This window comes from Paracidovorax konjaci (assembly GCF_900112675.1).
Classification (GTDB): domain Bacteria; phylum Pseudomonadota; class Gammaproteobacteria; order Burkholderiales; family Burkholderiaceae_C; genus Paracidovorax; species Paracidovorax konjaci.
The window spans coordinates 178,848-204,389 of sequence record NZ_FOMQ01000006.1 but is presented as its reverse complement, the minus strand read 5'-3'; the positions used below and the strand labels follow the sequence as shown (position 1 = coordinate 204,389).

Below are 25,542 nucleotides of genomic sequence, written 5' to 3'. Positions count from 1 at the left end.
ATGGCACCGGGCCCGCGGTGTCAGGCCGCGCACGGCATGCCCGCACCGGCGTACATGTAGCTGCGCTGGAATGGATAGTCGGATTGCGCGCCCGGCAGGCTTCCCGCGCCGACACGGCCGTCCGGCAGGGCGGCCAGCATCTGGTGCAGCGCCATCCAGCCGCGCTCGAAGCCCATGGCGCTGCCGGCCAGGTAGAGACGGTAGGCGCGCAGGGCCTTGGCGCCGCGCTCGGCGCCCGCCTCCTCCGCCAGGATCGCCTCGGCTTCTGGCAGGCGCGCCTCCAGCGCATCGGACCAGGCCCAGAGCGTGCGGGCGTAATGGGGGCGCAGGTTCTCTGTGTCCACCATCTCCAGGCCGGCGCCGGCCATGTCGTGCAGCACCGCGCTGGCATGCACCAGTTCGCCGCCCGGGAAGATGTATTTCTCGATGAAGTCGCCCATGCCCGCGCCGAGCTGCGCGTTGTCCACCCCGCCCGCCGTGATGCCGTGGTTGAGCAGCAGGCCGCCGGGCCGCAGCAGGCGCCGCACGCACCCGAAATACGCCGGCAGATGGGCCCGGCCCACGTGCTCGAACATGCCCACCGAGGCGATCTTGTCGAAAGGCTGCCGCTCGGTGCGCGGCAGGTCGCGGTAGTCGCACAGCCGCACCCGCACGCGGTGCCCCAGCCCCTGCTGCGCGATGAGCCGCTCCACATGAGCGTGCTGGTTGCGCGACAGCGTGATGCCGGTGGCATCCACGCCGTAGTGCTCGGCGGCCCAGAGCAGCAGCCCGCCCCAGCCCGCGCCGATGTCGAGGAAGCGGTCGCCGGGCGCGAGCCTGAGCTTGCGGCAGATGTGGTCGAGCTTGGCTTCCTGCGCCTGCGCGAGCGACAGGCCGGCGTGGTGGTAGTACGCGCACGAATACACGCGGCGCGGATCGAGCCACAGCGAGTAGAAGCGGTCGGAGAGGTCGTAATGGAACTGGATCTGCCGCGCGTCGCGGCGCAGCGTGTGCAGACCGCGCGAACGGGCCCGCTGCCACAGCGGCCGCCACCAGCCGCCCGCATCGCGCACCGGGTCGCCGCGCAGCACCGCCCCGCCGGCCGCCATGAGATCGCGCACGCGGCCTTCCATGGCCACGCGGCCCTCCACGATGGCTGCGGCCACATCCCCCACTTTGCCGCGCGCGAGCGCTCCCAGGGCCATCGCATCGCGGAACCGCAGCACCACGCGGGCGTCCCGCCCGCCGATCCGCTCGCCGCCGGGCAACTCCAGCGCGAGGCCGACCGGGGAGTCGGCCATCCGTGCCTCGAGCATGCGCAGCAGGTGTTTCATGGCGGGATTGTTGGACCGCGCCCCGGCGACCGTCAATGGCAACTGTCTTACACACCGCCCCACCCCCGGGGCCGGCTGCGGAAGGGGCCGAAGGGCGGTCCGGCGCGGCCGGGGGCCCGGTGTATGGCTTAATAGCGGGTTTTCACCGTCCGTTCCAGCAGGAGTCAAACACCATGGGCAACAAGATCGTTACCGAAGCCGACCGCAAGCGCACCCCTCCCCCGAAGCCCCTGCCCGGCGTGTCCCTGCCCACGGCCGGCCGCGGCCAGCGCGTGAGCCTGGAGCGTGGCGTCGCCACCCGCAGCAAGAAGAACCCCGGCAAGCGTTCCAAGAAGGGCGGCTGAAGCCCCCTCCCGAGCGAAGCCCCCGAGGCTTCGCCCGTGCCTGCCAAGCCCTCCTGCGCGAGGGCTTTTTTCATGCCCGCGCGGCCGGGCACAATGGCGCATCGCCACCGTTGCCGGAGCCCCCATGCCCTCCTCCGCCCTCTCCCCCCACGATGCCGGCACGCTCTATGCCGCGCTGCAGGCGGGCCCGCTGGCCGGCAGCGCCGTCACCGTGCTGCGCATCGGGGCGGCGCATTCGTCCATCGCCAGCGGTACCGGCCCGCAGCCGCACCTGCTGCGCACGCTGGACGTGGGCTCCTATGCCACCGCTGCCGCCTGCCTGCGGCACCAGCCGCCCACGGGCGCCGAGATGGAGAGCGCCATCGCCACCGTGGAAGACGCCGTGATGCCCCTGCGCTCCGCGCTGGCCGAAGGGTCGGCCCTCTACACGGCCGACGCGGGCATCCGCCAGATCGCGCTGCAGGCGGGCATCGCCGCGCAGCCGGACATGGAGCTGCCGCTCGAGGCGGTGGAGCGCGTCTTCCAGCGCGTGGCCGCGCGGGCGCTGGGCGCGCAGGCCGCGCAGCCGCAGGATCCCGAGGACGACCCTGCCTTCGTGGCCACGCTGCTGATCCTGCGCGAGTGCCTGCAGCACCTGGGCTTCGGCCACATCGCCATCCGCCCGGAATCGGCATACTGACCGGCTGCAGCGGGGGCCCGCCTCACCGCGCGGGCGCGCCCGGCGGCTGGAACGCCGCCCGCGCGGCCTGCGCCGCAGCGCGCGTGCCGCAGCCTTCGATGTGGTCGTTCACCAGGCCCATCGCCTGCATGAAGGCATACATCGTGGTGGGCCCCACGAAGCCGAAACCGCGCTTCTTGAGGTCTTTCGACAGGGCTACGGCCGCAGGCGCCGTGGTGAGGGCGCGCGCGGCGTCCAGCGTGAGCCGTTCGGGACGGCCCTCGGCCGCCTGCGGCGCGAAGCGCCAGACGTAGTGCGCCAGCGAGCCGAACTCGCGCCGCACCTCCAGCACCTGCCGCGCATTGCGGATGGCCGATTCGATCTTGCCGCGGTGGCGCACGATGCCGGCATCGGCCAGCAGGCGCTCGACGTCGGCGGCGCCGAAGTCGGCCATGCGCTCGGCGTCGAACCCCGCGAAGGCGGCGCGGAACGCCTCGCGCTTATTGAGGATGGTGATCCAGCTCAGGCCCGCCTGGAAGCCCTCCAGGCACAGCTTCTCGAACAGCCGCCGGTCGTCGCTGACCGGAAAGCCCCATTCGTGGTCGTGGTAGTGGCGGTAGAGCGGGGTCGCCCGGCACCAGAAGCAGCGCGGCGGCTCTCCGGGCGCGTCGGCGAACAGGCCCTCGGGCAGCGGCGCGGGATCGGCGGGGCCGGGGGCGGAAGGGGTTTTGGCGTTCGGCATGGGGCCATTCTAGGAAGGGGCCGCGCGCGAAGCTCCGTACACTGCGGGGCGTTCCGCACCGGCCTTTTTTGCGCCCTCTCCCGCATCCTCCGCATGCCCCTGCCCTCCTTTTCCGCCGCTGCCGCACGCCGCACCGCCATGGCCCTGCTGGGCGCGCTGCTGGCCGGCTGCGCGCACACCGGCGACACCCTCGGCTACTACTGGCAATCGGTGCGCGGGCACCTGCAGATCATGCAGGCCGCCGCGCCCGTGGACGACTGGCTGGCCCGCCCCGGCACCGCGGCGCCGCTGCGCGAACGGCTGGAACTGGCGCGCCAGGCCCGCGCCTTCGCCGTGGCCGAGCTGCACCTGCCCGACAACGCCAGCTACCGCCGCTATGCGGACCTGGGCCGCCGCGCCGCCGTGTGGAACGTGGTGGCCGCGCCGCCCGATGCGCTCACGCTGCACACCTGGTGCTTCCCCATCACCGGCTGCATCGGCTACCGCGGCTACTTTGCCGAGGCCGACGCACGCGCCGAGGCCGCGCGGCTGGCCGGCCAGGGCCTGGAGGTGGCCGTCTACGGCGTGCCAGCCTATTCCACGCTGGGCTACACGAACTGGATGGGCGGCGACCCGCTGCTCAACACCTTCATCGCCTGGCCCGAAGGGGAGTTCGTGCGGCTGCTGTTCCACGAGCTGGCGCACCAGGTCGTCTACGCGAACGGCGACACGATGTTCAACGAGTCGTTCGCCACCGCCGTCGAGCGGCTCGGCGTGGCGCGCTGGCTGGCCACGCGGGCCACGCCCCGGGCACGTGCCGAATACGAGCAAGGCGATGCCCGGCGCACGGCGTTCCGCGCGCTCACCCGCTCCGCGCGGGAGCGGCTCTCTGCGGTGTATGGCTCGGCATCAAAACCACCCCATGCCGCCGTATCCATTGAATTGTTTGCTACTAAAAATATAGCAATAGATCAATTCCGCGGCGACTATGCCGCGCTGCGGGCGCGCTGGCTGGCCGGAGGAACCACGCCTGAGCAGATCGCCGGCTACGACCGCTGGGTGGCCGATGCCAACAACGCGGCCTTCGGCGCGCAGGCGGCCTATGACGAACTGGTGCCGGCCTTCGAGGCGCTCTTCGAACACGAAGGCGGCGATTGGCCGAAGTTCTATGCCGCCGTGCGCGCGCTGGCAGCGCAGCCGGCCCGGGAACGGCAAGAGCACCTGCGGGCCCTGGCGCCGCGGCCCCCGGCACCAGGCGCGGCGGCCGACTGAGCGCCACGGCACCGGGGCGCCGGCACGGTGGTGGACGCGCGGCCGGCGCCCGATTCAGCGCCGATGGGCCCGGCTCAGCTCAGTTCCTGGATCAGGTCGATGTACTGCTGGCGGGCAGCGTCGCCGGACGTGCCCTTGAGCTTCGTCCACGCATCCCACTTGGCGCGGCCCACGAAATCCGAAAAGCTCGGCTTCGGCTCGGCGTTGTCGCCCGCCGTGGCCTGCTTGTAGAGCGCGTAGATCTTCAGCAGGGTCGGGTTGTCGGGGCGCTCGCTGAGGTTCTTGGAATGGGCGACGGCGGCCTCGAAAGCGGCATTCAGATCGGACATGGGGAACGTGTCTCCGGACGGGGATGGAAGAAGTGCGGGAGCAGGCCCGTCAGGCGGCTCCTGCGGCCCTCGCCCGGCTATCTTACGGGGGCGTCCGGCACGCCCCGGCCGGCTAGCACCGCTTTCGGTGTCAGAACATTTCCCAGTCGTCCGAAGCGCCGCCGGCCTTCGCCGGTGCGGTTGCCGGTGCGGCCGGGGCCGGCGGAGCGGCCTTTTTCGCCGCCGCCGGTGCATGGCCGAGCCGGGGCGAGGCCGGCTGCGCGGCGGGCGGCACCGCAGGCCGGCGCACCGGCGCGGCCACGGGGCGCGGCACGGCAGGCGCCGGGGCCGCCCGGTGCTGCTGCTGCGGAGGCGGCGATGGCGGAACCGGAGCAGCGCGCGCGGCCAACGCATCCGCCTGCGCGTCCAGCTGGAACACCGCCACGGCACGCACCAGTTCGGCGGCCTGCGTGCTCAGGCTGCTCGCGGCCGCGGCCATCTGCTCGACCAGCGCGGCGTTTTGCTGCGTGGCCTGGTCCACGTGGGTGATGGCCTCGGCGATCTGGTCCACGCCCTGGCTCTGCTCGGAGCTGGAGGCGCTGATCTCGCCCATGAGGTCGGTGGCGCGGCGGATCGAGGCCACCACCTCCGTCATCGTCACGCCCGCCTGGTCCACGAGCGCGCTGCCACGGCCGACACGCTCCACGCTCGCGGTGATGAGCGCCTTGATCTCCTTGGCCGCCGTCGCACTGCGCTGCGCCAGCGTGCGCACCTCGGCCGCCACGACGGCGAAGCCGCGGCCCTGCTCGCCCGCGCGCGCGGCCTCCACAGCGGCATTGAGCGCCAGGATGTTGGTCTGGAAGGCGATGCCGTCGATCACGCCGATGATGTCGTTGATCTGGTGGCTGCTGTCCTGAATGCCCTTCATCGTGTCCACCACCTGCGCCACCACGGCGCCGCCGTCCGCCGCCACGTTCGACGCGGCCTGCGCCAATTCGTTGGCGCGGCGCGCGCTGTCGGCGTTCTGCCGCACGGTGGAGCCAAGCTCTTCCATCGAGGCCGCAGTCTGCTGCAGCGCCGAAGCCTGCCGCTCGGTGCGCGATGACAGGTCGTGGTTGCCGGCCGCGATTTCTCCGCTCGCGGCGGAAACGCTGTCGGCGCTGGAACGCACCACCGTCACCACGGATGCGAGCCGCTCGCGCATGGTGGACAGGCCCGCCATGATGCTGGACGCGTCGTTCGGGCGCACCGGCACGCGCACGCCCAGGTCGCCGCCCGCCACGGCGAGCGCCACGCGGCGGAGTTCGGGCGGGTCGCCGCCGAGCTGCCGCACCACCGAGCGCAGGTACCAGCCCAGCCCCGCCAGGCAGAGCACCACCGCCAGCATCGCGAGCGTGGCGACGTTGCGGTCGGTCGTCGCCAGGGACTGGACCTCGTTGATGCGAAAGGACAGCCGCTCGCCCTGGCGCAGCTTCTCCGCGCCCAGCGGCGCCAGCAGCCGGTTGCGCGCAGGGATGGTGCGGTCCACCAGGAAGGCGAAGGCCTCTTCCTTGCGGCCCGCCTGGATCAGCTGGAGGTTCTCGCCGCCCACGGCCCAGAATTCCTGCATGAGCGCCGGCAGCGGCGCATAGGCCTGCTTGCCATCGTCCGAGATCATGCCGTCGCCGAACGCCTGCAGCGTCTTCTGCAGCAGCGCGCGCTTTTCGCCGATGTCGGCCAGCGTGCTGTTCAGTTCTTCGGGGGTGCGCGAGAGGATCGCATGCCGCAGTTGCAGCGATACCCGGGTGACGTTCAGTTCCAGCTCTGCGATGCGCTGCAGCTGCGGCACGTTGTAGGCCCGGACGATTTCGGCATCGCGGCTCAACTGTTCCATCATGAGCCAGATCGCTGCGGTGACCGCTGCCAGCAGCACGAAAACGACCGCATTAATCGCGATCAAGCGCTGCGCCAGTGTCCAACCCCTTCGTTGAGACGCCATCGGTGCCCTCCCTTCACGAGTGAACGGCCGCATCCTGTGGCATGCCCTCCCGCCACGGTCACCGCCGATATTGGTTTGCTTTGCTTCGGTGGTGACATTGTTTGCAATAAACCGCGAAAACGCCAGCAGCAGAACGGTCGAGTTCATGGCTGCGGGAGGGCCCACGCAGCCGCAGCATTCCCGAAATTTGGGAAACGGGGGAGCGCTTCGGCCGGTGCCGCCCGAACGTCAGGCCAGGGCGGCCAGCCCGTCCACCGCCTGGAACATCGCTTCGCGCGCCTGCTCGACGATGCGCTGCTTCCACGCATCGGTGTCGGTGTAGAACGCGGCCCGCACCTGCTGGCGGATGCCCTCGGCCTGCGCCGCGGGCGCCTCGGGGTGCAGGTGCAGCCAGTGGTCGGCGCGCAGGGCCTGCAGCACGTCCAGGACCGGCACGGTGCCGTACTCGAGCGCGATGCCGGTGATGCCGGCGCGGGGGCATTCGTCGTACACGCTGTTCCACATGAGGCCCGTGAGAAAGGCCGAGGTGGAGGAGCCGTCGTAGATCGAAGTCACCGGCGTGGCGCCGCCACCGTCCCACCAGCGCCGTGCCCGCCGGACCGCATCGGCATCGTCGTGGCCCGCGTAGATGCGCTCGCCGTGGCCGTTCGGGCCCAGGCCCGTGTGCAGATCGATCCAGGCGATGTGGTCCGCCGCCGCGCCATGCGCCCGCAGCACCTGCCGCAGGGTGCGGTTGCTCCAGGTGGCCTCGGTGCCGCCGAAGAACAGGCCCTCCGGAAACTCGTGTTGGCCGCGCGTGATGGCGGCCTGCCATGCGGCCTCGCCGTTCGCAGCGATGAAAGCGCCCACGGCGCGCTCGTTCTCGGGCGTCGGTGGCCATTGCTCGGGCAGCAGCAGCGCTGCGATCTCGCGGTAGGCCGCGTTGGTGGGCAGCGGTTGGCGGAAATCGTGGAAGTTTCGGTTGAGGTCCACGTTCTCGTGCGTGACGCGGCGCGTGTGCGAGAAGCCGTGCGGATTGAGCGCGTGCAGGTAGAGCACGGCCACGCCGGCGCCCCGCGCCTTCGCGCGCCACGCCTCGTCGTGCAGCGCGAACACCTGCACGCCACTGCCGCAGTGGCCTTCGACGCCATGGCAGGCGCTGCTCACGATGAGCAGGTGCCGCGCATCGGCCGGGCCGTCCCGCACCACATCCAGGGCCAGGGCCTCGCCCTCACGGCCCGGCAGGGGGTGGGGGTGCGATTCCACGGCCAGGCCCGCTGCCGCCGCGGCCTGCAGAAACTGCGCGCGGGCCTGCGCATAACGGGAAGAAAACGCTTGCGCGGTACCGATCATCCTCGGGCGCTCCTGAGAAAAGAAATGAGAGACAGACAGCCCACCATGGACGCGCAGCGCGCGCCAACGGCCCGCGGCGCACAGGGCGCCGCGGGCGGGCAAAAGAGCGATGCAGGCGCGCGGGCCGTCAGGCTGCGGCAGGCCGCGGCGCGGCGAGCCACTGCTGCGCCAACTCCACCCAGTAGGTGGCGCCCAGCGGCAGCAGGTCGTCGTTGAAGTCGTAGCTCGGGTTGTGCAGCGTGCACGGGCCGCCGCCATGGCCGATGGCGCGGTGGTCGCCGTCGCCGTTGGCGATGAAGCAGTAGGCGCCGGGCTTGGCCTGCAGCATGAAGGCGAAGTCTTCCGCGCCCATGGTGGGCTCCTGCGGCACCACGTTGGCTTCGCCCACGATGCCCTGCATGACCTTGCGCGCGAAGGCGGCCTCGGCCGGGGAATTCACCGTGGGCGGGTAGTTGCGCACGAACTCGAACTCGCAGGTGGCTTCGTTGGCCGCGCAGGTGTGCTCGGCCACCTGCTTCATGCGGCGCTCGATCATGTCGAGAACCTCGATGGTGAAAGTCCGCACCGTGCCCTGCAGCTCGCAGCTGTCGGGCACCACGTTGGTGGCCTCGCCCGTGTGGATCATGGTGACCGAGATCACGCCCGCATCCACCGGCTTCTTGTTGCGGCTGATGATGTTCTGGAAGGCCTGCACCATCTGGCAGGCCACGGGCACGGGATCGATGCCCATGTGCGGCATGGCGGCATGGCTGCCCTTGCCGCGGATGACGATCTTGAACTCGTTCGAAGACGCCATCACCGGGCCCGCGCTCACGGCGAACTGGCCGGCCTTCATGCCGGGCCAGTTGTGCATGCCGAAGACGGCTTCGACGGGGAATTGCGTGAACAGGCCGTCTTCGATCATCACGCGGGCCCCGCCGCCGCCCTCTTCCGCCGGCTGGAAGATGAGGTAGACGGTGCCGTCGAAATCGCGGTGCCGCGCGAAATGCTGGGCCGCCCCCAGCAGCATGGCCGTGTGGCCGTCATGGCCGCAGGCGTGCATCTTGCCGGGGTGGGTGCTCGCATGCGCGAAGGTGTTGAACTCGGTGATGGGCAGCGCATCCATGTCGGCCCGCAGGCCCACGGCACGGCCCGAAGCGCCGCCGTCGCGGCCGTGCACGATGCCCACCACGCCGGTCTTGCCCAGGCCGCGGTGGACGGGAATGCCCCACTCGGCGAGCTTGGCCGCCACGACGTCCGCGGTGCGGACTTCCTCGAAGCAGAGTTCAGGGTGGGCATGGATGTCGCGGCGCACGGCGGCGATACCCGCGGCCTCGGTGACGATCGAATCGATGAGTTTCATAATGGATGTCTTCCTTGGTTCACAGAGTCTAGCCCTGCCTCCGCACGCGCACCAGACAGGGTTATTCCACGCAGCACGATGATCTCCGACCACGCCCTCTCGCTCGCCCAGACCCTCGTGCGCATGAACACGGTGAGCCACCGCTCCAACCTCGAACTCATCGATTTCGTGCGGTCCGAACTGGCGCGGCTCGGCGTGAAGTGCCGGCTGACCCACGATGCAAGCAAGACCAAGGCCAATCTCTTCGCCACGCTGGGCGAGGGCAAGCCCGCCGGCATCATCCTCTCGGGCCATACCGACACCGTTCCGTGGGACGGCCAGGACTGGAGCATGGACCCGCTCTCGGCCACCGTGCAGGACGGGCGCCTCTACGGCCGCGGCAGCGCCGACATGAAGGCCTTCATCGCCATCGCGCTCTCGCAGGCGCAGCGCTTCCTGGAAAGCGATGCGCCCTTCGCCATCCATTACGCCTTCAGCTACGACGAGGAAGTGGGCTGCTTCGGCGCACGCGAACTCATCGCCGACCTGCGCGATGCCGGCGTACGGCCGCTCGCCTGCATCGTGGGCGAGCCCACCAGCATGGTCCCGGCCATCGCGCACAAGGGCGTTTACCGGTACCGCTGCTGCGTGCGCGGCAAGGAGGCGCACTCCTCGCTCACTCCGCACTCGGTGAACGCCATCGAGATGGCCGCGCGCGTGGTGGGTCGCGTGCGCGACATGGCCGAGGGCTTCGAGCGCGAGGAGCCGCGCTTCGAGGGCTTCGATGTGCCCTTCTCCACGGCCAGCGTGGGCCAGTTCCACGGCGGCATCGCCGACAACGTGGTGCCGCGCGACGCCGAGTTCCGCTATGAATTCCGCGACCTGCCCACCGCCGATGCCGCGCGCATGCAGTCCGAGGTCGTGGCCTATGCGCGCTCGCTGGAGCCCGCGATGCAGGCCGTGGCGCCCCAGGCGGGCTTCACCTTCGACACCATCTGCGAGATCCCGAGTTTCCTGGGCGACGCACGGGACCCGGTCACGCAGCTGGCCCAGCGCCTGGCCGGCGAGGCCGGCACCACGCTGGTGGCCTTCGGCACCGAAGCCGGGCTCTTCAAGAACGCCGGCATCTCCACCGTGGTCTGCGGCCCCGGCAGCATCCGCCAGGCCCACCAGCCCGACGAATACGTGAGCCTGGAGCAGCTCGCGCGCTGCGAGGCCTTCATGCGCGGGCTGGCCGATACCCGGGAGTTCGGCGGCCTCTGAGCGCTCTGCGCGGAGCCGCTGCCCGCCTCAGGCGAGGATCGCCGCCTCGGCAAGAAAGCTCTCGGCCTGCGCCCGCATGCCCGCCGAGATCGGGGCCCAGATGTGCTCCGGAAAATCCGCCGGCAACCGCGCCTCGACGGTATCCAGGGCTGGCGCCACATGCGCCGCCATGCCCAGCATCGCGTCCCAGACTGTGGATCCGCCGTTCCGCAGCGCCAGATCGCGCCAGTGGCGGGCGCGGATGGTATGCAGCCCATAGTGCGCATTCTTCGATCGCTGCGCCATGGCGAGGCGCACGTCGCGCAAGTGCAACTGCCCCCGCCCCTTGCCCACGTAGGGCCACACGGAAAGCACGTCGTACAGGGGCGCCATTTCAAAGGTGCCAGCCTGGCGCAGGAAGAGCGAGAAATTCTTGGCATGCCCGTCCGGCGCGGCCATGAGCCAGAAGGCGAACTGGGCGAGCTGGAATGCGAGCCTGTCCGTTGGCGCGTCGACACTGCCGGCCAACAGCGCCAGGCCGGCAGCCACGGACGGGCCGCCGTCGCTTTCGTACTTCAGCCGCGGAGACAGCCCCAGCGCCTGGCAGAAATCTTCCTGGGGAAGCCGGGCAATCCATGCCCCGCCGTCCATCCACTGCCGGTCGAAACGCTCCACCACCAGAGCGCGCTGATCGCCGAACGTGGCGACCCACGTGCGCGCGGACGGCAGGCCGAGCGCCTGGATGAGCTGCGAGCAAAGCCACTCGTTCTCGACCGAATCGAACATCTCCACCCGGCTGGTGTTGGCGATCAATCCCAGCGGGAGCTTGAAGATGTGGGTGCTCGGCGTGGCGCCCAAGGGCCGGCACCATTGGCCCCGGGACAAGACGAAAGCGGTCTTTTCCTGTGCCCCGGCCAGCGAGATCCGGAATACCGGGGAATCGTCCGATGCGCGGGCGGCGGGGTCGGCGGGCACGGCGCGCAGCGCATCCGCCACCTGCTCCTGCGTGAGAGGCTCGCATTCCACACGGTCCCATCCGTCCGGCTCCGTTCCCTCGGGAAGCAATTGCACGGCGCCCACGCAATCGCGGCCGATGGCCTCCAGCAGAGCGAAGGCATCGAGTGTCCTGGTCTTGAACCGCCGGCCGATGCGCTCGCGGATCCGATCGTTGTCGGGCAGCAGGTTGTCGAAATAGTTCGCGACCACCTCGCCCTTGATCTCCCGGGTACGGGTCAGCGGCAGGGACAGGGACAGCGGCCGAAACTTTGCAGACTCCAACCATGTCCTGGCGTACGAGAAGCTGTGGGCTCCGCGATCGACCTGCCAGGTGCCGACGAACTCGCCGTTCATCCATGCGTTGAGCACGGCCCCCATTACCAGGAACCCCTCTTGGAAGGGATGACGTAATTGCGTGCGGAGCGGGGTGCCGCATCCGCAGCCGGATCGGGCTCCCGCACCGTGCGCACCTCCGACGGGGTTTGCGCACCGCTGCGGCTGGCCACTGCCTTTTCTGGGGCGGGCCTGCGGCCGTAAGCCGAAAGCGGCACGGATCGCCCCGCCGCAGCGGCAGCCTCCGTCCCCGGCCGGTCGGCAGCGCTCGCTTCGGGTCCGGCGTCGCGCAACACCATTCCCACTTGCAGCGCCGAGAGCACCTTCATCAACTGCTCGACGCTCACGGCACCCGGATTGCCCTCGATCTCGGCGATGCGGGCCTGCCCCACGCCCAGCAACTGCCCGAGCGCAGCCTGGGTGAGGCCCCGCGCCTTTCTCAGCGCACGCAGGTGCTCGCGCAGTTGGCCGCTGAGGTGGATGGGAAAGTCCATGGAATGCCCTCTTATCGGAAAAAGCCAATATATTTGCAAAGACAAATATCTACAACATACTGGCTTTGGCAGATAAAAGGAAAATATCGGAAATTTGCGATATTTTCCAAAGCGCGTGATGTCGGCTACCGGCCAACCACGGCCCCGGTCAGGTCACACCCTTACCCGGCCATCCCCCGTGAGCATCGACATTTCGACGAAGCGCGACCCGCTGTGGCTGCTGGCACTGAAGCTGATCGGGTAGCCCGACACCGGCGCCGTGCCGATGGCTTCCAGCCCGGAGATGAGCGCGTCGCGCGTGGCCTTGCCGCCCCCCTGGCGCAGGCCTTCGGCGAATACGCGGGCGGCCACGTAGCCCTCCATGCTGGAGTAGTTGGCCTGCACCTTGCTCCCACCCTTCTTGATCGCGTCCTGGAATTCGCGCGCGATCTGCCGGGTCGTCTGGAACGGCGACGGCATCACCTGGGAGATGACCACGCCCGCCGCGTCCTTGCCCAGCTCGTCGGCCAGGGCCTGGGTCCCCACGAAGGACAGGTTGTAGAAAGTCCCGCCATAGCCGGCCTTGCGCGCGGCGCGCACGAAGGCCGCGCCGGCCGCGTACGTGGTGACCATCACGATGGACTCCGGCTTGGCGGCCACCAGCTTCTGCACGGCGGCGGCCACATCGGTGGAATTGCGCGCCACGGTCGCGCTGGCATGCGTCTTCAGCTTTTCCTCGGCCAGGGCGAGCGACACCCCATCGAGCCCGGCCTTGCCATAGGCATCGTCCTGGTGCAGGACCGCGATCCGGCTCAGGCCCAGGTGGGTGAGCTGGCGCACGATGACGGCCGTCTCGTCGTTGTAGGACGCCCGCACGTGGAAGATCAGGCGGTTGAACGGCTGGCGCAGGGCTTCCGCGCCGGTGAACGGCGCGAAGAAGGGCACCTTGGCCTGGGAGAAGAGCGGCAACGCCGCGAGGCTCGTGGGCGTGCCCACGTAGCCGAACAGGGCCAGCACATCCTGTTCGATGAACTTGCGCGTGTTGGCCGCGCAGCGGTCGGGCTCGTAGCCGTCGTCGAGCGTCCTCAGCTCCACCAGCCGCCGGCCGATGCCGCCCTGGGCGTTGAGCGCGTCGAAATACAGCTTCGCGCCCGCATGGAACTGCACTCCCAGTTGGGCGGCGGGCCCCGAGAACGGTGCGGACTGCCCCAGGACGATGGTGCCTTCGGACTGCGCGCGCGCCAGCCCGAACCCCGCGATGGCCGATACCCCAAGGCCGATGGAAAACCGTCTGCGCCCCAACGCCGCTTGCTTCATGGTGAAATCCCCCCGCTTGGCCTGACATGCCGCCCCCGAAAAGGGGCGGCTCCGATTGGAAATTCTGAATGGGGCCGGGCAGGCGCCTGCCCGGCCGTTTGGGGGCGCAGTGTATCGACCGATCCCGCCCGATGTCCATGATGGAAACCATTTCCCACATTCCCGCGCCAGCCGCCGCCCCCCTGCAGGTACGCGGCGCCTGCCCCCACGACTGCCCCGACACCTGCGCCCTCGTCACCACCGTGGAGGACGGCGTGGCCGTGCGCGTGCAAGGCAACCCGGCCCATCCGCACACCGCTGGCGTGCTCTGCGCGAAGGTCTCGCGCTACGCCGAACGCACCAACCACCCCGAGCGCATCCTGACACCGCTGCGGCGCACGGGCCCCAAGGGCAGCGGGCAGTTCGAGCCCGTGGGCTGGGACGAGGCGCTGCGCGACATCGCCGCCCGCCTGGGCGCCATCGCCGCGCGCGACCCGCAGGCCATCCTGCCCTACAGCTACGCCGGCACCATGGGCCTCGTGCAGGGCGAGAGCATGGACCGGCGCTTCTTCCACCGCCTGGGCGCCTCGCTGCTGGGGCGCACCATCTGCGCCGCGGCCGGCGGCGAGGGGCTGAACCAGACGCTGGGCGGCAAGGTGGGCATGAAGGTGGAGCACTTCGCCGAATCGCAGCTGATCATCGTCTGGGGCAGCAACTCCATCGGCAGCAACCTGCATTTCTGGCGCTATGCGCAACAGGCCAAGCGCGAGGGCGCGCGGCTGGTGTGCATCGATCCGCGCAAGACCGAGACCGCGGACAAGTGCCACGAGCACCTGCAGCTGCTGCCCGGCACCGATGCGGCGCTGGCGTTCGCGCTCATGCACGAGCTGATCGCGAACGACTGGCTGGACCACGATTACATCGCGCAGTACACGGTGGGCTGGGAGGGCCTGCGCGAGCGCGCGCTCGCCTGGCCGCCCGAACGCGCCGCCGCCGTGTGCGGCCTGCCCGTGGAGCAGATCCGCCAGCTCGCGCGCGACTACGGCACCACGCGGCCCGCGGCCATCCGCCTCAACTACGGCATGCAGCGCGCGCGCGGCGGCGGCAACGCCACGCGCGCCGTGGCCTGCCTGCCTGCGCTGGTGGGCGCCTGGCGGCACCGCGCGGGCGGGCTGCTGCTCTCCAGCTCGGGGCACTTCCCGGTGCAGCGGCCCGCGCTGCAGCGGCCCGACCTGGTGCCCGCCGGCCTGCAGCCGCGCACGGTCAACATGTCCACCATCGGCGACGACCTGCTGCGCGGCGCCTCGCCCGGCTTCGGCCCGCGCATCGATGCCGTGGTGGTCTACAACAGCAACCCCGTCGCCGTGGCGCCCGAATCGGCCAAGGTGGTGCGCGGCTTCGCCCGGGAAGACCTGTTCACCGTGGTGCTGGAACACTTCCAGACCGACACGGCCGACTACGCCGATTACGTGCTGCCAGCCACCACGCAGCTGGAGCACTGGGACGTGCAGGTGGCCTACGGCCACACCGACGTGATGCTCAACCGCCCGGCCGTCGCGCCGGTGGGCCAATCGAAGCCGAACACCCAGGTGTTCCGCGAACTCGCCGCGCACATGGGCTTTGCCGAGCCCTGCTTCGCCGAGACCGACGAGGACCTGTGCCGACAGGCCTATGGCGCGCATGTCGATTTCCAGCAGTTGCTGGACACGGGCTTCGCCACGCTGTCCATTCCCGATGCGCCTTTCGCCGAAGGTGGCTTTCCGACGCCCTCGGGCCGCTGCGAATTCCACAGCGCCCGGCTGGCAGCGCAGGGCCTCGATCCGCTGCCCGACTACCTGCCCAACCGCGAGCCCGCGCAGCCCGGCGGCCGCTACCCGCTCGCGATGATCTCGCCGCCCGCGCGCAATTTCCTCAACTCGACCTTCGTGAACGTGAAGAGCCTGCGCCAGATCGAGACCGAGCCGCTGCTGGAGATGCACCCCGAGGATGCCGCCGCGCGCGGCATCGCCGACGGCGCCGCGGTGCGCGTGTTCAACGACCGGGGCAGCTATGCCTGCCGCGCCGCGCTCAACGGCCGCGCGCGCTCGGGCGTGGTCCACGGCCTGGGCATCTGGTGGCGCAAGTACGGCCTGCAGGGCACCAACGTGAACGAAGTCACGGGCCAGGCCCTCACCGACCTGGGTGCCGCGCCCACGTTCTACGACTGCGCGGTGCAGGTGGAGCCGCTGTCGGGCTGAGCCCCCTTCAGCGCAGGATCACTCCGGCCGCTCCGGGTCCGGCCGAACACGCACGACCTTGCCTGCGCGCACGACGATCAAATCCGTGCCGGTCTGCTGTGCAAGCTGCCGGGCGCGCTGCGCGGCGCGGCGTATGGCTGCCTGTGCTCCCTTGAAATCGACGTTGTCGCTCGCCGGGACCAGACTGCTGGCAGAGGCTTGCTCATTCGCTGGGTGAGGGATGGTCATGGTTTACCGCTCCAGTCGATCAATTGGGGATCATCCCCCGCGTTGTCATACACCGTCCACTGGTCCACCAGGGGTTGGTACACGGTGCGCAACATCTCCAGCCCCGAAGCGAAACGGCGGCGGATCGTGGCTTCGGGGATATGGTGCCCACCTTGGCGTACCCGTTCGGCCACCCGTTGCACCGCCATGTCAGCGTGGGGCAAGCTCAAAAAGAACAGCTCCACGAGATAGCCCGCCTTCCGCCATTGCGGTATCTGCCGCGCGTACGTCCGCCCCGACAGCGTGGTTTCGAAGGCAAAACTCTCCCGCCGCTCCACATGCTGGGCAATCGCCGCCAACATCAGGCGCCCCGCCTGAATGGCGGCCAGTTCCGGGGCAAAAGGCGACAGCCCCGCAGCGATCAGGTCGGCATTCACGAACACCGGGCATGCCGCCTCGTTCGGCAGGAATTCGCGGGCAAACGTGGTTTTCCCTGCCCCGTTGGGGCCCGCAATGATGATGATCTTGGGTGGAGTGGCCGGCATCGTCATTCCGCTCTCCAGCCCTGCAGGCCGCCACCGACGCGGCGGCCGGGGGATCGGGACGGTAAGGTGTGATGGGTTGGCAAAGCGGTCTGTTCCCTGGCGATCAGGGATTATGGAACCCCTGCTGCCGGACAGTTCGGCCCACGGCCCACGAACCCAGGACATTTCGCCCACGGCCTGGGCATCTGGTGGCGCAAGTACGGCCTGCAGGGCACCACCATGAACGAGGTCGGGCCGGGCCCTCCCCGACCTAGGTGCCGCACCCACGTTCTACGACTGCGCGGTGCAGGTGGAGCCGCTGTCGGGCTGAGCCCCCTTCAGCACAGGATCACTCCGGCCGCTCCGGGTCCGGCCGAACCCGCACGACCTTGCCTGCGCGCACGACGATCAAATTCCCGTTGTGCAGGATGAGGTGGGGGCGCCGGGCGTGGCGGCAGCGACGGGGCGGGTGGCGGCGGCGGCGTGGTTCATGGCAAAGCTCCTGGATCGGCAAGAAAAGAACAATGAAAGAGACGGTCGATTGCGGGGGGACGAAGCGGCGCTCGCTCAGTGCGGCATCTCGGGCAGCTCCTGGGGCCGCAGGTCGAACACCAGCACTTCGGCGCCTTCGCCGGCGGAGAACGTGAGCGGACCGGCCTGCCGGACCCGGGCGCCGTCGCCTTCCGAGAGGCGCTCGCCGTTCACCTCGACGCTGCCGCGGGCCACATGCACATAGACGTTGCGGTCGGGGCCCACGTCCAGCGTGGCGGACTCACCGGCGCCGTCGAACAGCCCCGCATAGACCCGGGCGTCCTGGTGCACGCCCAGGGATTCCTCCTGGCCTTCGGGCGAGATGATCAGCCGCAGCCGGCCGCGCTTTTCGGCATCGGTGAAATGGCGCTGCTGGTAGCGGGTTTCGGCGCCGCGCAGGCCGGGCACGATCCAGATCTGCAGGAAATGCACGGGCTCGTCGCCGGAGGGGTTGAACTCGCTGTGGCGCACGCCGGTGCCGGCGCTCATCATCTGCACGTCGCCGGGGCGGATCACCGAGCCCGTGCCCATGGAGTCCTTGTGCTCGAGCGCGCCTTCCAGCACGTAGGAGAAGATTTCCATGTCGCGGTGCGGATGGGTGCCGAAGCCCTGGCCCGGCGCCACGCGGTCGTCGTTGATCACCAGCAGGTCCGAGAAGCCCTGCTGCGCCGGATCGTGGTAGTGGCCGAACGAGAAAGTGTGGCGGGACTGGAGCCAGCCGTGGTTGGCGTGGCCGCGCTGGGAAGCCTTGCGGATGTCGAGCATGGTGGGTTTCCTTTCATGGATTTTCGATGGAATTCACACTGTCTTTCGCTAGGCCGTCCCAGGTATTTCCTCGGTGGGCCGGTCGCTTCCAGTGCGTCGATGGAGAAAGTATCGGCCGCCTTGATGCCCGTCAGGTTGAAACGTTTCAGCCCCCATCATCGATAATTTCGATGATCTGGATCAAGGACAGGAAACCCATGCTCAGACTCTCCCTGGAAGCCATCGAACTGGTGGACGCCATCGCCCGCCACGGCTCGTTCGCGGGGGCCTCGGAACAGTTGCACAAGGTGCCGTCCACCATCTCCTATGCCGTCGCCAAGCTCGAGGAGCAGCTGGGCATCGCGCTCTTCACGCGCAACGGGCCCCGCGTGGCGCTCACGCCCGCCGGGCAGGAGATGCTCAAGGAGGGCCGCTGGCTGCTGGCCGCCGCGCGGCAGCTCGAATCGCGGCTGCGGCAGGTGGCGACGGGCTTCGAGACCGAGTTGCGGCTGGTGCACGACTCGCTCATCCCCACAAGCGCGTTCGCCGAAGACATCCGCGCCTTCGAGGCGCTGCAGTGCGGCACGCGCCTGCGCATCGGCTGCGAAGCGCTCACCGGCACCTGGGAGGCGCTGCGCGACGGGCGCGCCGACATCGTGGTGGCGGCCGGCGAAGGCCCTTCGGGCGGCGGCTACAAGGCGGTGGCCGTGGGCAGCCTCGAATTCGTCTTCTGCGTGGCGCCCACCCACCCGCTGGCCCGCCCCGGCCGGCCGCTCGCGCGCAGCGAACTGCTGGAGCACACCGCCATCGTGGTGGGCGACGGTGCCCGCGCGCTGGGCGACCGCACCGTGGGCCTGAACGTGGGGCAGCACCGCATCACCGTGCCCTCGATGCCGGCCAAGATCGCCTGCCAGGTGGACGGCCTGGGCCACGGCTTCGTGCCGCGGGCCAGCGTGCGCGGCGAACTGGCGCGCGGGCTGCTCGTGGAATGCGCGGTGGAGGAGCCCCGGCCCGAAGAGACCTTCTGGCTCGCCTGGAAGCCCGAGGGCCGCGGCCGCGCGCTGCAGTGGTGGCGCGAGCGGCTCGCCCGCCCCCTGCTGCCGGGCATCCTGCCCACATAGCTGCGGGGCCGCCGATTGCTATTATTTATATAGCAATCTTTTCAATGGATCCGGCGGCATGGAGCGCAAAAGACTCCCAACCGCTCCCGGCCGGCCGGATTCATGGCTTCAGCAGGGCCAGCAGCGCCTTCGCCGCCGGCTCGGAAGACGCCGGGTTCTGCCCGGTCACCAGCGTGCCGTCGGTGACCACGTGGGGCGCCCAGTCCGCGCCGCGTTCGTAGTGGCCGCCGTTCTCCTTGAGCACGTCTTCCACGAGGAACGGCACCACGGCCGTGAGCTGCACGCCCTCTTCCTCGCTGTTGGTGAAGCCCGTCACGCGGCGGCCGCTCACCAGCGGCTCGCCGCCCGGAGCCTTGGTGCGGCGCAGCGCGCCGGGCGCATGGCACACGAGCGCCAGGGGCCGGCCGGCCGCGAAGGTCTGCTCGATCAGCGCGATGGACTGCGCGTCTTCCGCCAGGTCCCACAGCGGGCCGTGGCCGCCGGGGTAGAACACGGCGTCGAAATCGCCCGCCTGGACACTGTCCAGCCGCACGGTGGAGGCCAGGGCCTTCCGGGCTTCGGCGTCGGCCTTGAAGCGGCGCGTGGCATCGGTCTGGGCGTCCTCGTCGTCGCTCTTGGGGTCCAGCGGCGGCTGGCCGCCCAGCGGAGAGGCCAGCGTGAGCTGCGCGCCGGCGTCCTTGAACACGTAGTACGGGGCGGCGAACTCCTCGAGCCAGAAGCCGGTCTTCTTGCCGGTATCGCCCAGGCGGTCGTGCGAGGTCAGGACGAGGAGGATGCGGGGAGGCGTGGAAGTCGCGGGCATGTCGGTTTCCTGCAGAAGGGTTGGCGGATGCGCGGGCCGCTGCGGCCGCGCTGGCAGCCCGGCAGTGTGGCAACGCCCCGCGCCGGCAGCGGTAGGACGCGGCCGTGATCCCCTCGACTCGCGGGGGCCGGGCACCGGCCCTGCCCCCTGCCGCAGGACCGCGCCGTCAATCCAGCTTCACGCCGGCCGCCTGGATGATCGCGCCCCAGCGCCGCGCCTCGTTGCGCGCAAGGGTGCGGAACTGCTCGGGCGTGCCGGGCAGTGCCTCCATGCCGAAATCCTGCATGCGCCGGACCACGGGCGGGCTGGCCAGGGCCTTGTTGATCTCCGCGTTGAGGCGGCTGGTGATCGCGGGCGGCAGGCCGGCCGGGCCGAGCACGCCCTGGAAGGCATACACCTCGGCATCGGCCACGCCCACGTCGGCCAGCGTGGGCACATCGGGCAGGTTGGGCACGCGCCGGGCCGAGCCGATCGCCAGCGCCCGCACCTTGCCCGCCTGGATGACCGGCAGGCCCGCGGCCAGGTCGAGGAACATGCACGGCACCTGCCCGCCCATCACGTCCTGCAGCGCGGGCGCGGCGCCGCGGTACGGGATGTGCGTGAGGAAGGTCTTGGTGCGGTTCTTGAACATCTCCATCGCGAGGTGGTGCGGCGATCCGTTGCCCGGCGAGGCGTAGTTGAGCTTGCCGGGGTTGGCGCGCGCATAGGCCAGGAAGTCCTTGAACGTGCGCGCCTCGAAGCCCGGATGCACCACCAGCGCGAGCGGGAAGCGCGACAGGCCGCCCACGTACGTGAAATCCTTTTCCGGGCTGAAGGGCAGCTTGGAGAACAGGTGCTCGTTGTAGGCCAGCAAGGCGTTGTCGGCCGACATCAGCGTGTAGCCGTCGGCCTTGGCGGTGGCGACCTGCTGTGCGCCGATGTTGGTGGAGGCGCCCGGCCGGTTGTCCACCACGATCTGCTGGCCCAGCGGGGCGCGCAGCGCCTCGGCCACCGTGCGCGCGAGCACGTCGGTGCCGCCGCCCGCGGGGTACGGCACGACCCAGCGGATGGGCTGGTTCGGGTAGTCGGACTGAGCGCGAGCGAAGGGGTGTGCGGCCAGGGCGGCCGCGGCGGCGGCGGTGCCCAGCAGGGTTCTGCGGTGCATGGTTTGTCTCCTTGGGGATGGTCGTTATGGGGTGGTGGTCACGGGGTGGTCGATCGCGTCGCCGCCCTGCCGGCGCCACCGGGGCCGGCAGGGCGGGCACGGGCGCCACAGGCGCCCGGCCGGTGTTCAGCGGGACGGTGGGGCGCTGCGCGCGGGAGCGGCAGCCGGGCCGGCCGGCCACTGCACCCGCTCGACCCGGAAGCCCTGCCGCGCCAGCAATGCCGGCAGGCCTTGCGGCCCGACCATGTGCAGCGCGCCCACGGCCGCGAACACGCGGTGCCCGGCGCGGTGCTGGGCCGCGATGGAGCGCGCCAGTCCCGGGTTGCGGCCCACGACGAGCCGCTCGAAGCCCTCGCGCTCCTCGCGGGTGTGCAGGCAGTCGCACCACTGGCCGTAGCTCTCCAGAAGGTTCGCGCGGCCGTCGGCCCAGGCGCGGGCCAGCGTGGTCAGGGCGTCGCGGGCGGCGCTGCCCTCGAGCTGCTCCAGGCCCGAGGCCACGGCCGCGGCGGTTTCGCGCGGATCGTCGGAGGCCAGCGCGCGCACCTGCAGCTCGACCGATTCGAGCGACACCACGGGCTTGCGCAGCCCGCGCGCCAGGCCCGCCAGTACCAGGTCGATGCCATAGGCCGGGTCGATTCCATCGCGCCGCGCGGCCATCACCACGAGCGAGGCCACCTGCAGCTCGGGCCGCAGCGCGGCCAGGCCCGGGTCGGCGCAGGCGGCGTCGATCTGCGCCGCGAGCCGGCGCGCCAGGTCGGGCGGCAGCGGCGCGGCACCGGGCGGGTTGCGCATCGCCGCCTGCAGCGCCGCGCCCACGGCGGGGTCGAGCAGGTCCAGCTCCAGCGCGATGCGGTCGCTGCCCTGCACGGCGGCGAGCACCGTGGGGCCGGGCAGCATCCAGTCGCGGCGCGCGGCATGCAGCGTGCCGTAGAGCCAGCTCGTGCGGCCGCCCTGCTCCACGCGCCACAGCAGGCCGTGGTCGCGCGCCTCGCGCAGGGCCTGCGGGATGGCCGCGGGGTCGATCGGCGTGGCCACTGGCGGGCAGTCGGCACGGCGGGGCGCCGGCTCGGCCGGCACGGCAGCGGGCTGGGCCAGCACGGGAGCGGCCAGCAGCCACAGGCAGGCCGCGGCACGGCGGCCCAGGACGGCAGCGCGCGCCATGGCCATCACCCCGCAGGGCCCGCGATGGTCTGGTCGATCGCGCCGAACAGGCTCTGGCCGGCCTTGTTCTTCATCTCGATGCGGATGGTGTCGCCGAACTTCATGAACTCGGTGGAGGGCTTGCCATCCTGGATGGTCTCGATGCAGCGCTTCTCGGCGATGCAGCTGTAGCCCTTGGGCCATTCGGTGCGGCCGTTCTGCTCCACGCCCTTGTTGCTGACGGTGCCGCTGCCCACGATGGAGCCGGCGCGCACGTTGCGGGTCTTGCAGATGTGGGCGATGAGCTGGCCGAAGTGGAAGGTCATCTCGGGGCCGGCATCGCACATGCCGACCTTGCGGCCGTTCCAGGTGGACTGCAGCGTGAGGTTCACGCGGCCGCCGCTCCAGGCGTCGCCCAGCTCGTCGAGCGTCACGGCCACGGGGCTGAACGCGGTGGCGGGCTTGGACTGGAAGAAGCCGAAGCCCTTCGCCAGCTCGGCCGGGATCAGGTTGCGCAGGGACACGTCGTTAGCGATCATCACCAGGCGGATGCCGTCCAGCGCCTGGTCGGGCGTGGTGCCCATCTTCACGTCGCCGGTGATGACCGCGATCTCGGCCTCGAAATCGATGCCCATGGCCTCGCTGGGCACCACCACGTCGTCGCGCGGCCCCAGGAAATCGTCGCTGCCGCCCTGGTACATGAGCGGGTCGGTGTAGAAGCTCTCCGGCACCTCGGAGTTGCGAGCCTTTCGGACCAGTTCGACGTGGTTGATGTAGGCAGAGCCGTCCGCCCACTGGTAGGCGCGGGGCAGCGGGGCCATGCAGCGCTCGGGCTCGAAGGGGAAGGCATGCGGCGCGCGGCCGGCGTTGAGCTGGTCGTAGAGGTCCTGGAGCTGCGGCGCGAGGAAGCCCCAGTCGTCCAGTACCTGCTGCAGGCGGCTCGCGATGCCGGTCGCATAATGGGCCGTGCCCAGGTCGCGGGAGACGACGACCAGCTGGCCGTCGCGGGAACCATCCTTGTAGGTGGCGAGTTTCATGGGCTCAGACCTCTTTGTCTCCGAACCGCGCCAGCATGCCGCCTGGCACGAATTACGAATGGTTAAATTGATTTAACTAAACAAAACTCCAGGAATTCTATTGCAGATGGACAAGGAACGGGCGGGCATTCAATCGGTGGAGGTCGGCTTCTCGCTGCTCGACGGCCTTACGCGCAGCCGGGGGCCCTTGATGCTCAAGGACCTGGCCGCGGCCGCCGGCATGAGCGCCGCCAAGGCGCACCGCTACCTGGTGAGCTTCCAGCGCATGGGCCTCGTGGCCCAGGACGCGCGCACCGCCCGCTATGACCTGGGCCCCGCCGCGCTCAAGCTGGGGCTGGCGTCGCTGGCCCGGCTGGACGCCGTCCGGCTCGCCCGCGAACGGCTGCCCGACCTCATGGAAGACATCCAGCAGACCCTGGCGGTGGCCGTCTGGGGCAACCGGGGGCCCACCATCGTGCACTGGGAGGAATCGCACCAGTCCGTCACCGCCAACCTGCGGCTGGGCGACGTGATGCCGCTGCTCAGTTCCGCCACCGGCCGCTGCTTCGCGGCCCACCTGGCGCCCGACGTGACGGCCGCGCTCATCGAGGACGAACTGGCCGAGGCCGTGCGCCGCGACCGCAGGGACATCCCCACCGACCCCGCAGCCCTGCAGGCGATGCTGGCCGAAGTGCGCGAGCGCGGCTCCGCGCGCGTGGTGGACACGCTGCTGCCCGGCATCGTGGCCTTCTGCGCGCCGGTCTTCGACGCCGACGGGCACCTCGCGCTGGGCGTGACCACGCTGGGCTCGGTCGCCACCTTCGACCCGGGCTGGGGCGGCGCGATCGATGCGCCCCTGCGCGCCATGGCCGACCGGCTCTCCAGCGACCTGGGATACGGCCAGGCATGAAGCCGGAGTGAGGAAGCCGGCATGAAGCAGCCCGTTGCCGCCTGCCCTGGCGCAGGCCACGCCGCCTCCCGGGCCGGAGGGCGCCGCTGATGCCGCGCCGCGCCCTGGCGGTGCTCACCGCGCTGGTGATCGCCCTGCATGCCCTGGCACTGCTGGGCCTGCCCCACTGGAGCGGAGGCACCGGCCGCGGCACACCCGAGCGCATGGCCTTCCACACCCGCATGGTGGTGCCCGAGGCACCCCCACCACCGCCGCCCGAGCCTGCGGCCGCGCCCGCAGCACCTGCCGCCCCCGCGGCGGAGCCCGCGCCCGCGCCGCGCAAGCGCCCTGCGCCGGTCCGCAAAGCGCGTCCGGCGCCAGCGCCGGCGCCCGCTCCGGCCGAGGAGCCGGCGCCCACGCCCGCCCCCACGGCGGATGCGGCCCCGGCGGGCGATGCCGACGCTCCGGCGATGGCCGCCGCCGCGCCCGCGCCCGAGGAGCCGGTGCCCAGCGCGTCCATCGCGGCGGCTGCGGCGGCCCAGGCCGCGGCGCAGGCGGCATCGGCCGTGGCCAGCGCTCCGGCCACCGCCGCGACCACGCCCCCCGAGCCGGCCGCCAGCCAGCCCGACGACATGCGCTCGGCCGGCGTGGACATCCGCCCCCCCGGCGGCACGGCCGCGGCGGCCGACACCACGCCGCCGCCCGTGCGCCTGCCCGCGCCGGTGCGGCTCACGTTCGACGTGAGCGGGCAGGCCAAGAAGTTCGACTACCGCGCCAGCGCCACCCTGGCCTGGCGGCACGACGGCGCCCGCTACGAGGCGCGGCAGGAGGTCAAGGCCTTTCTGATCGGCTCGCGCTCGCAGACCAGCACCGGCCTCGTCACGCCCACGGGCCTGCAGCCCGAGCGCTTCGGCGACAAGGCCCGCAGCGAGCAGGCGGCGCATTTCGATTTCGCCGCGGGCCGCGCCACCTTCAGCGCCAACACGCCGCCGGCCGCCATCGCCGCCGGGGCGCAGGACCGGCTCAGCGTGTTCATCCAGCTCGGCGCGCTGCTGTCCGCCGCGCCCGAACGCTATCCCGATGGCACGCACATCACGCTCACCACCGTCGGCGCGCGCAATGCCGACCGCTGGACCTTCACCATCGAAGGCACCGACACCCTGGACCTGCCCATCGGCCCCACGCCCGCCTTGAGGCTGCAGCGGCTGCCCCGCCGCGACTACGACCAGAAGGCCGAACTGTGGCTGGCCCCGTCGCTGGGCTTCCTGCCCGCGCGCATCCGCATCACCCAGTCCAACGGCGACTACGTGGACCTGCGCCTCGCGGGCCGCGAAAACCCCTGATCCGCAAGGCCATTCCTTCGCCAAAGGCATTGGCCGTGCCGTATCCCGCGCTGCGGAAGGCCATCGCCGCGAAGCGCGCCAATGGCGGGCCCGGACAGCCGCCGCGCCGGGGGAATGTGCGGTTTCACCCACAGCTTCGTGGGACGCCGGCCTGACTTCACCCCCTGGCCGGCGGGACCTGTCTTTTCATGAAATACTGGTCCCACGCATCCGGAGCATGCGGTCCAGCCCCAAGCTGGCACGCAGGATGCATGGGC

24 protein-coding genes are annotated in these 25,542 nt (G+C 70.7%); 8 read left to right on the top strand and 16 right to left on the bottom strand.

Annotated elements, in window-relative coordinates; genetic code table 11:
• Nucleotides 1–20: 20 nt before the first annotated feature.
• The gene (locus BM144_RS11325) at nucleotides 21–1,313 is read right to left on the bottom strand and encodes a class I SAM-dependent methyltransferase (RefSeq protein ID WP_092952233.1); all 1,293 of its coding nucleotides are present in this window, start codon (nucleotides 1,311–1,313) and stop codon (nucleotides 21–23) included.
• Nucleotides 1,314–1,486: 173 nt separating this feature from the next.
• Here BM144_RS11325 and BM144_RS23125 point away from each other — a divergent pair, with 173 nt between their 5' ends.
• Nucleotides 1,487–1,657 (top strand): hypothetical protein, encoded by a 171-nt coding sequence (locus BM144_RS23125; RefSeq protein ID WP_175525995.1) that lies wholly within the window; start codon nucleotides 1,487–1,489, stop codon nucleotides 1,655–1,657.
• A gap of 124 nt (nucleotides 1,658–1,781) precedes the next feature.
• Nucleotides 1,782–2,336 (top strand): hypothetical protein, encoded by a 555-nt coding sequence (locus BM144_RS11320; RefSeq protein ID WP_092952231.1) that lies wholly within the window; start codon nucleotides 1,782–1,784, stop codon nucleotides 2,334–2,336.
• Between the two features lie 22 nt (nucleotides 2,337–2,358).
• Here the strand turns inward: BM144_RS11320 and BM144_RS11315 are convergent, their stop codons facing one another.
• The gene (locus BM144_RS11315) at nucleotides 2,359–3,057 is read right to left on the bottom strand and encodes a DNA-3-methyladenine glycosylase I (protein ID WP_092952229.1); all 699 of its coding nucleotides are present in this window, start codon (nucleotides 3,055–3,057) and stop codon (nucleotides 2,359–2,361) included.
• A 93-nt stretch (nucleotides 3,058–3,150) separates the two neighbouring features.
• On the opposite strand from BM144_RS11315, the gene BM144_RS11310 reads away from it, so the two are divergent.
• Nucleotides 3,151–4,308 (top strand): aminopeptidase, encoded by a 1,158-nt coding sequence (locus tag BM144_RS11310; RefSeq protein ID WP_092952227.1) that lies wholly within the window; start codon nucleotides 3,151–3,153, stop codon nucleotides 4,306–4,308.
• A gap of 74 nt (nucleotides 4,309–4,382) precedes the next feature.
• Here the strand turns inward: BM144_RS11310 and BM144_RS11305 are convergent, their stop codons facing one another.
• The 4 genes from BM144_RS11305 to BM144_RS11290 all read right to left on the bottom strand — a co-directional run bounded on the left by BM144_RS11305 (nucleotide 4,383) and on the right by BM144_RS11290 (nucleotide 9,268).
• Complete coding sequence (locus BM144_RS11305; protein WP_092952225.1) at nucleotides 4,383–4,637, bottom strand: acyl-CoA-binding protein; 255 nt, start codon at nucleotides 4,635–4,637, stop codon at nucleotides 4,383–4,385.
• A gap of 130 nt (nucleotides 4,638–4,767) precedes the next feature.
• Nucleotides 4,768–6,594, bottom strand: a complete 1,827-nt coding sequence (locus BM144_RS11300; protein WP_092952223.1) for a methyl-accepting chemotaxis protein — start codon at nucleotides 6,592–6,594, stop codon at nucleotides 4,768–4,770.
• Nucleotides 6,595–6,822: 228 nt separating this feature from the next.
• Nucleotides 6,823–7,926: a M14 family metallopeptidase gene (locus tag BM144_RS11295; RefSeq protein WP_092952221.1), complete on the bottom strand. Its 1,104-nt coding sequence runs from the start codon at nucleotides 7,924–7,926 to the stop codon at nucleotides 6,823–6,825.
• Between the two features lie 127 nt (nucleotides 7,927–8,053).
• Complete coding sequence (locus BM144_RS11290) at nucleotides 8,054–9,268, bottom strand: M20 aminoacylase family protein (RefSeq protein WP_092952219.1); 1,215 nt, start codon at nucleotides 9,266–9,268, stop codon at nucleotides 8,054–8,056.
• Between the two features lie 78 nt (nucleotides 9,269–9,346).
• Between BM144_RS11290 and argE the strand changes: the two genes are divergently transcribed.
• On the top strand, nucleotides 9,347–10,510 hold the full coding sequence (gene argE, locus BM144_RS11285; RefSeq protein WP_092952217.1) for an acetylornithine deacetylase: 1,164 nt from the start codon (nucleotides 9,347–9,349) through the stop codon (nucleotides 10,508–10,510).
• 27 nt (nucleotides 10,511–10,537) lie between these two features.
• Here the strand turns inward: argE and BM144_RS11280 are convergent, their stop codons facing one another.
• The 3 genes from BM144_RS11280 to BM144_RS11270 form a co-directional block, all read right to left on the bottom strand.
• Nucleotides 10,538–11,863: a type II toxin-antitoxin system HipA family toxin gene (locus tag BM144_RS11280; RefSeq protein WP_092952215.1), complete on the bottom strand. Its 1,326-nt coding sequence runs from the start codon at nucleotides 11,861–11,863 to the stop codon at nucleotides 10,538–10,540.
• Nucleotides 11,863–12,312: a helix-turn-helix domain-containing protein gene (locus tag BM144_RS11275; RefSeq protein WP_092952213.1), complete on the bottom strand. Its 450-nt coding sequence runs from the start codon at nucleotides 12,310–12,312 to the stop codon at nucleotides 11,863–11,865. The genes BM144_RS11280 and BM144_RS11275 overlap by 1 nt, the downstream gene beginning before the upstream one ends.
• Before the next feature lie 153 nt (nucleotides 12,313–12,465).
• Nucleotides 12,466–13,608, bottom strand: coding sequence for an ABC transporter substrate-binding protein (locus BM144_RS11270; protein WP_092952211.1), 1,143 nt, complete (start codon nucleotides 13,606–13,608; stop codon nucleotides 12,466–12,468).
• Nucleotides 13,609–13,748: 140 nt separating this feature from the next.
• Here BM144_RS11270 and BM144_RS11265 point away from each other — a divergent pair, with 140 nt between their 5' ends.
• Nucleotides 13,749–15,824 carry a molybdopterin-containing oxidoreductase family protein gene (locus tag BM144_RS11265; RefSeq protein ID WP_092952516.1) on the top strand — a complete coding sequence of 692 codons (2,076 nt, stop codon included), beginning with the start codon at nucleotides 13,749–13,751 and terminating at the stop codon, nucleotides 15,822–15,824.
• An 18-nt stretch (nucleotides 15,825–15,842) separates the two neighbouring features.
• Here BM144_RS11265 and BM144_RS11260 read toward each other — a convergent pair whose 3' ends face one another.
• The 3 genes from BM144_RS11260 to BM144_RS11250 form a co-directional block, all read right to left on the bottom strand.
• A complete protein-coding gene (locus BM144_RS11260; protein WP_092952209.1) occupies nucleotides 15,843–16,052 on the bottom strand; it encodes a hypothetical protein in 210 nt (69 codons plus the stop codon).
• Nucleotides 16,049–16,582 carry an ATPase gene (locus tag BM144_RS11255; protein WP_092952207.1) on the bottom strand — a complete coding sequence of 178 codons (534 nt, stop codon included), beginning with the start codon at nucleotides 16,580–16,582 and terminating at the stop codon, nucleotides 16,049–16,051. Before BM144_RS11255 ends, BM144_RS11260 begins: the two co-directional genes overlap by 4 nt.
• Nucleotides 16,583–17,122: 540 nt before the next feature.
• Nucleotides 17,123–17,851, bottom strand: coding sequence for a pirin family protein (locus BM144_RS11250; protein ID WP_092952205.1), 729 nt, complete (start codon nucleotides 17,849–17,851; stop codon nucleotides 17,123–17,125).
• 197 nt (nucleotides 17,852–18,048) lie between these two features.
• On the opposite strand from BM144_RS11250, the gene BM144_RS11245 reads away from it, so the two are divergent.
• Nucleotides 18,049–18,951 carry a LysR family transcriptional regulator gene (locus BM144_RS11245; protein ID WP_092952514.1) on the top strand — a complete coding sequence of 301 codons (903 nt, stop codon included), beginning with the start codon at nucleotides 18,049–18,051 and terminating at the stop codon, nucleotides 18,949–18,951.
• 100 nt (nucleotides 18,952–19,051) lie between these two features.
• On the opposite strand, the gene BM144_RS11240 is transcribed toward BM144_RS11245, so the two are convergent.
• The 4 genes from BM144_RS11240 to BM144_RS11225 all read right to left on the bottom strand — a co-directional run bounded on the left by BM144_RS11240 (nucleotide 19,052) and on the right by BM144_RS11225 (nucleotide 23,074).
• Complete coding sequence (locus BM144_RS11240) at nucleotides 19,052–19,753, bottom strand: type 1 glutamine amidotransferase domain-containing protein (protein ID WP_092952203.1); 702 nt, start codon at nucleotides 19,751–19,753, stop codon at nucleotides 19,052–19,054.
• 166 nt (nucleotides 19,754–19,919) lie between these two features.
• The gene (locus BM144_RS11235; RefSeq protein ID WP_092952201.1) at nucleotides 19,920–20,897 is read right to left on the bottom strand and encodes a Bug family tripartite tricarboxylate transporter substrate binding protein; all 978 of its coding nucleotides are present in this window, start codon (nucleotides 20,895–20,897) and stop codon (nucleotides 19,920–19,922) included.
• Nucleotides 20,898–21,023: 126 nt separating this feature from the next.
• Entirely contained in the window at nucleotides 21,024–22,058 is a 1,035-nt protein-coding gene (locus BM144_RS11230; protein WP_092952512.1) for a TraB/GumN family protein, read from the bottom strand.
• Nucleotides 22,059–22,063: 5 nt separating this feature from the next.
• Nucleotides 22,064–23,074: a fumarylacetoacetate hydrolase family protein gene (locus BM144_RS11225; RefSeq protein ID WP_092952199.1), complete on the bottom strand. Its 1,011-nt coding sequence runs from the start codon at nucleotides 23,072–23,074 to the stop codon at nucleotides 22,064–22,066.
• A 106-nt stretch (nucleotides 23,075–23,180) separates the two neighbouring features.
• Between BM144_RS11225 and BM144_RS11220 the strand changes: the two genes are divergently transcribed.
• Together BM144_RS11220 and BM144_RS11215 are read left to right on the top strand one after the other, a co-directional pair.
• Nucleotides 23,181–23,963, top strand: a complete 783-nt coding sequence (locus BM144_RS11220) for an IclR family transcriptional regulator (protein ID WP_092952197.1) — start codon at nucleotides 23,181–23,183, stop codon at nucleotides 23,961–23,963.
• An 89-nt stretch (nucleotides 23,964–24,052) separates the two neighbouring features.
• Nucleotides 24,053–25,285, top strand: a complete 1,233-nt coding sequence (locus tag BM144_RS11215; RefSeq protein WP_092952195.1) for a DUF3108 domain-containing protein — start codon at nucleotides 24,053–24,055, stop codon at nucleotides 25,283–25,285.
• Nucleotides 25,286–25,542: the final 257 nt, after the last annotated feature.

Bases quoted from the DNA above. Each gene is read 5' to 3' on its own strand.
- BM144_RS11325 (WP_092952233.1), bottom strand. From the start codon at position 1,313: ATGAAACACCTGCTGCGCATGCTCGAGGCACGGATGGCCGACTCCCCG.
- BM144_RS23125 (WP_175525995.1), top strand. From the start codon at position 1,487: ATGGGCAACAAGATCGTTACCGAAGCCGACCGCAAGCGCACCCCTCCC.
- BM144_RS11320 (WP_092952231.1), top strand. From the start codon at position 1,782: ATGCCCTCCTCCGCCCTCTCCCCCCACGATGCCGGCACGCTCTATGCC.
- BM144_RS11315 (WP_092952229.1), bottom strand. From the start codon at position 3,057: ATGCCGAACGCCAAAACCCCTTCCGCCCCCGGCCCCGCCGATCCCGCG.
- BM144_RS11310 (WP_092952227.1), top strand. From the start codon at position 3,151: ATGCCCCTGCCCTCCTTTTCCGCCGCTGCCGCACGCCGCACCGCCATG.
- BM144_RS11305 (WP_092952225.1), bottom strand. From the start codon at position 4,637: ATGTCCGATCTGAATGCCGCTTTCGAGGCCGCCGTCGCCCATTCCAAG.
- BM144_RS11300 (WP_092952223.1), bottom strand. From the start codon at position 6,594: ATGGCGTCTCAACGAAGGGGTTGGACACTGGCGCAGCGCTTGATCGCG.
- BM144_RS11295 (WP_092952221.1), bottom strand. From the start codon at position 7,926: ATGATCGGTACCGCGCAAGCGTTTTCTTCCCGTTATGCGCAGGCCCGC.
- BM144_RS11290 (WP_092952219.1), bottom strand. From the start codon at position 9,268: ATGAAACTCATCGATTCGATCGTCACCGAGGCCGCGGGTATCGCCGCC.
- argE (WP_092952217.1), top strand. From the start codon at position 9,347: ATGATCTCCGACCACGCCCTCTCGCTCGCCCAGACCCTCGTGCGCATG.
- BM144_RS11280 (WP_092952215.1), bottom strand. From the start codon at position 11,863: ATGGGGGCCGTGCTCAACGCATGGATGAACGGCGAGTTCGTCGGCACC.
- BM144_RS11275 (WP_092952213.1), bottom strand. From the start codon at position 12,312: ATGGACTTTCCCATCCACCTCAGCGGCCAACTGCGCGAGCACCTGCGT.
- BM144_RS11270 (WP_092952211.1), bottom strand. From the start codon at position 13,608: ATGAAGCAAGCGGCGTTGGGGCGCAGACGGTTTTCCATCGGCCTTGGG.
- BM144_RS11265 (WP_092952516.1), top strand. From the start codon at position 13,749: ATGGAAACCATTTCCCACATTCCCGCGCCAGCCGCCGCCCCCCTGCAG.
- BM144_RS11260 (WP_092952209.1), bottom strand. From the start codon at position 16,052: ATGACCATCCCTCACCCAGCGAATGAGCAAGCCTCTGCCAGCAGTCTG.
- BM144_RS11255 (WP_092952207.1), bottom strand. From the start codon at position 16,582: ATGACGATGCCGGCCACTCCACCCAAGATCATCATCATTGCGGGCCCC.
- BM144_RS11250 (WP_092952205.1), bottom strand. From the start codon at position 17,851: ATGCTCGACATCCGCAAGGCTTCCCAGCGCGGCCACGCCAACCACGGC.
- BM144_RS11245 (WP_092952514.1), top strand. From the start codon at position 18,049: ATGCTCAGACTCTCCCTGGAAGCCATCGAACTGGTGGACGCCATCGCC.
- BM144_RS11240 (WP_092952203.1), bottom strand. From the start codon at position 19,753: ATGCCCGCGACTTCCACGCCTCCCCGCATCCTCCTCGTCCTGACCTCG.
- BM144_RS11235 (WP_092952201.1), bottom strand. From the start codon at position 20,897: ATGCACCGCAGAACCCTGCTGGGCACCGCCGCCGCCGCGGCCGCCCTG.
- BM144_RS11230 (WP_092952512.1), bottom strand. From the start codon at position 22,058: ATGGCGCGCGCTGCCGTCCTGGGCCGCCGTGCCGCGGCCTGCCTGTGG.
- BM144_RS11225 (WP_092952199.1), bottom strand. From the start codon at position 23,074: ATGAAACTCGCCACCTACAAGGATGGTTCCCGCGACGGCCAGCTGGTC.
- BM144_RS11220 (WP_092952197.1), top strand. From the start codon at position 23,181: ATGGACAAGGAACGGGCGGGCATTCAATCGGTGGAGGTCGGCTTCTCG.
- BM144_RS11215 (WP_092952195.1), top strand. From the start codon at position 24,053: ATGCCGCGCCGCGCCCTGGCGGTGCTCACCGCGCTGGTGATCGCCCTG.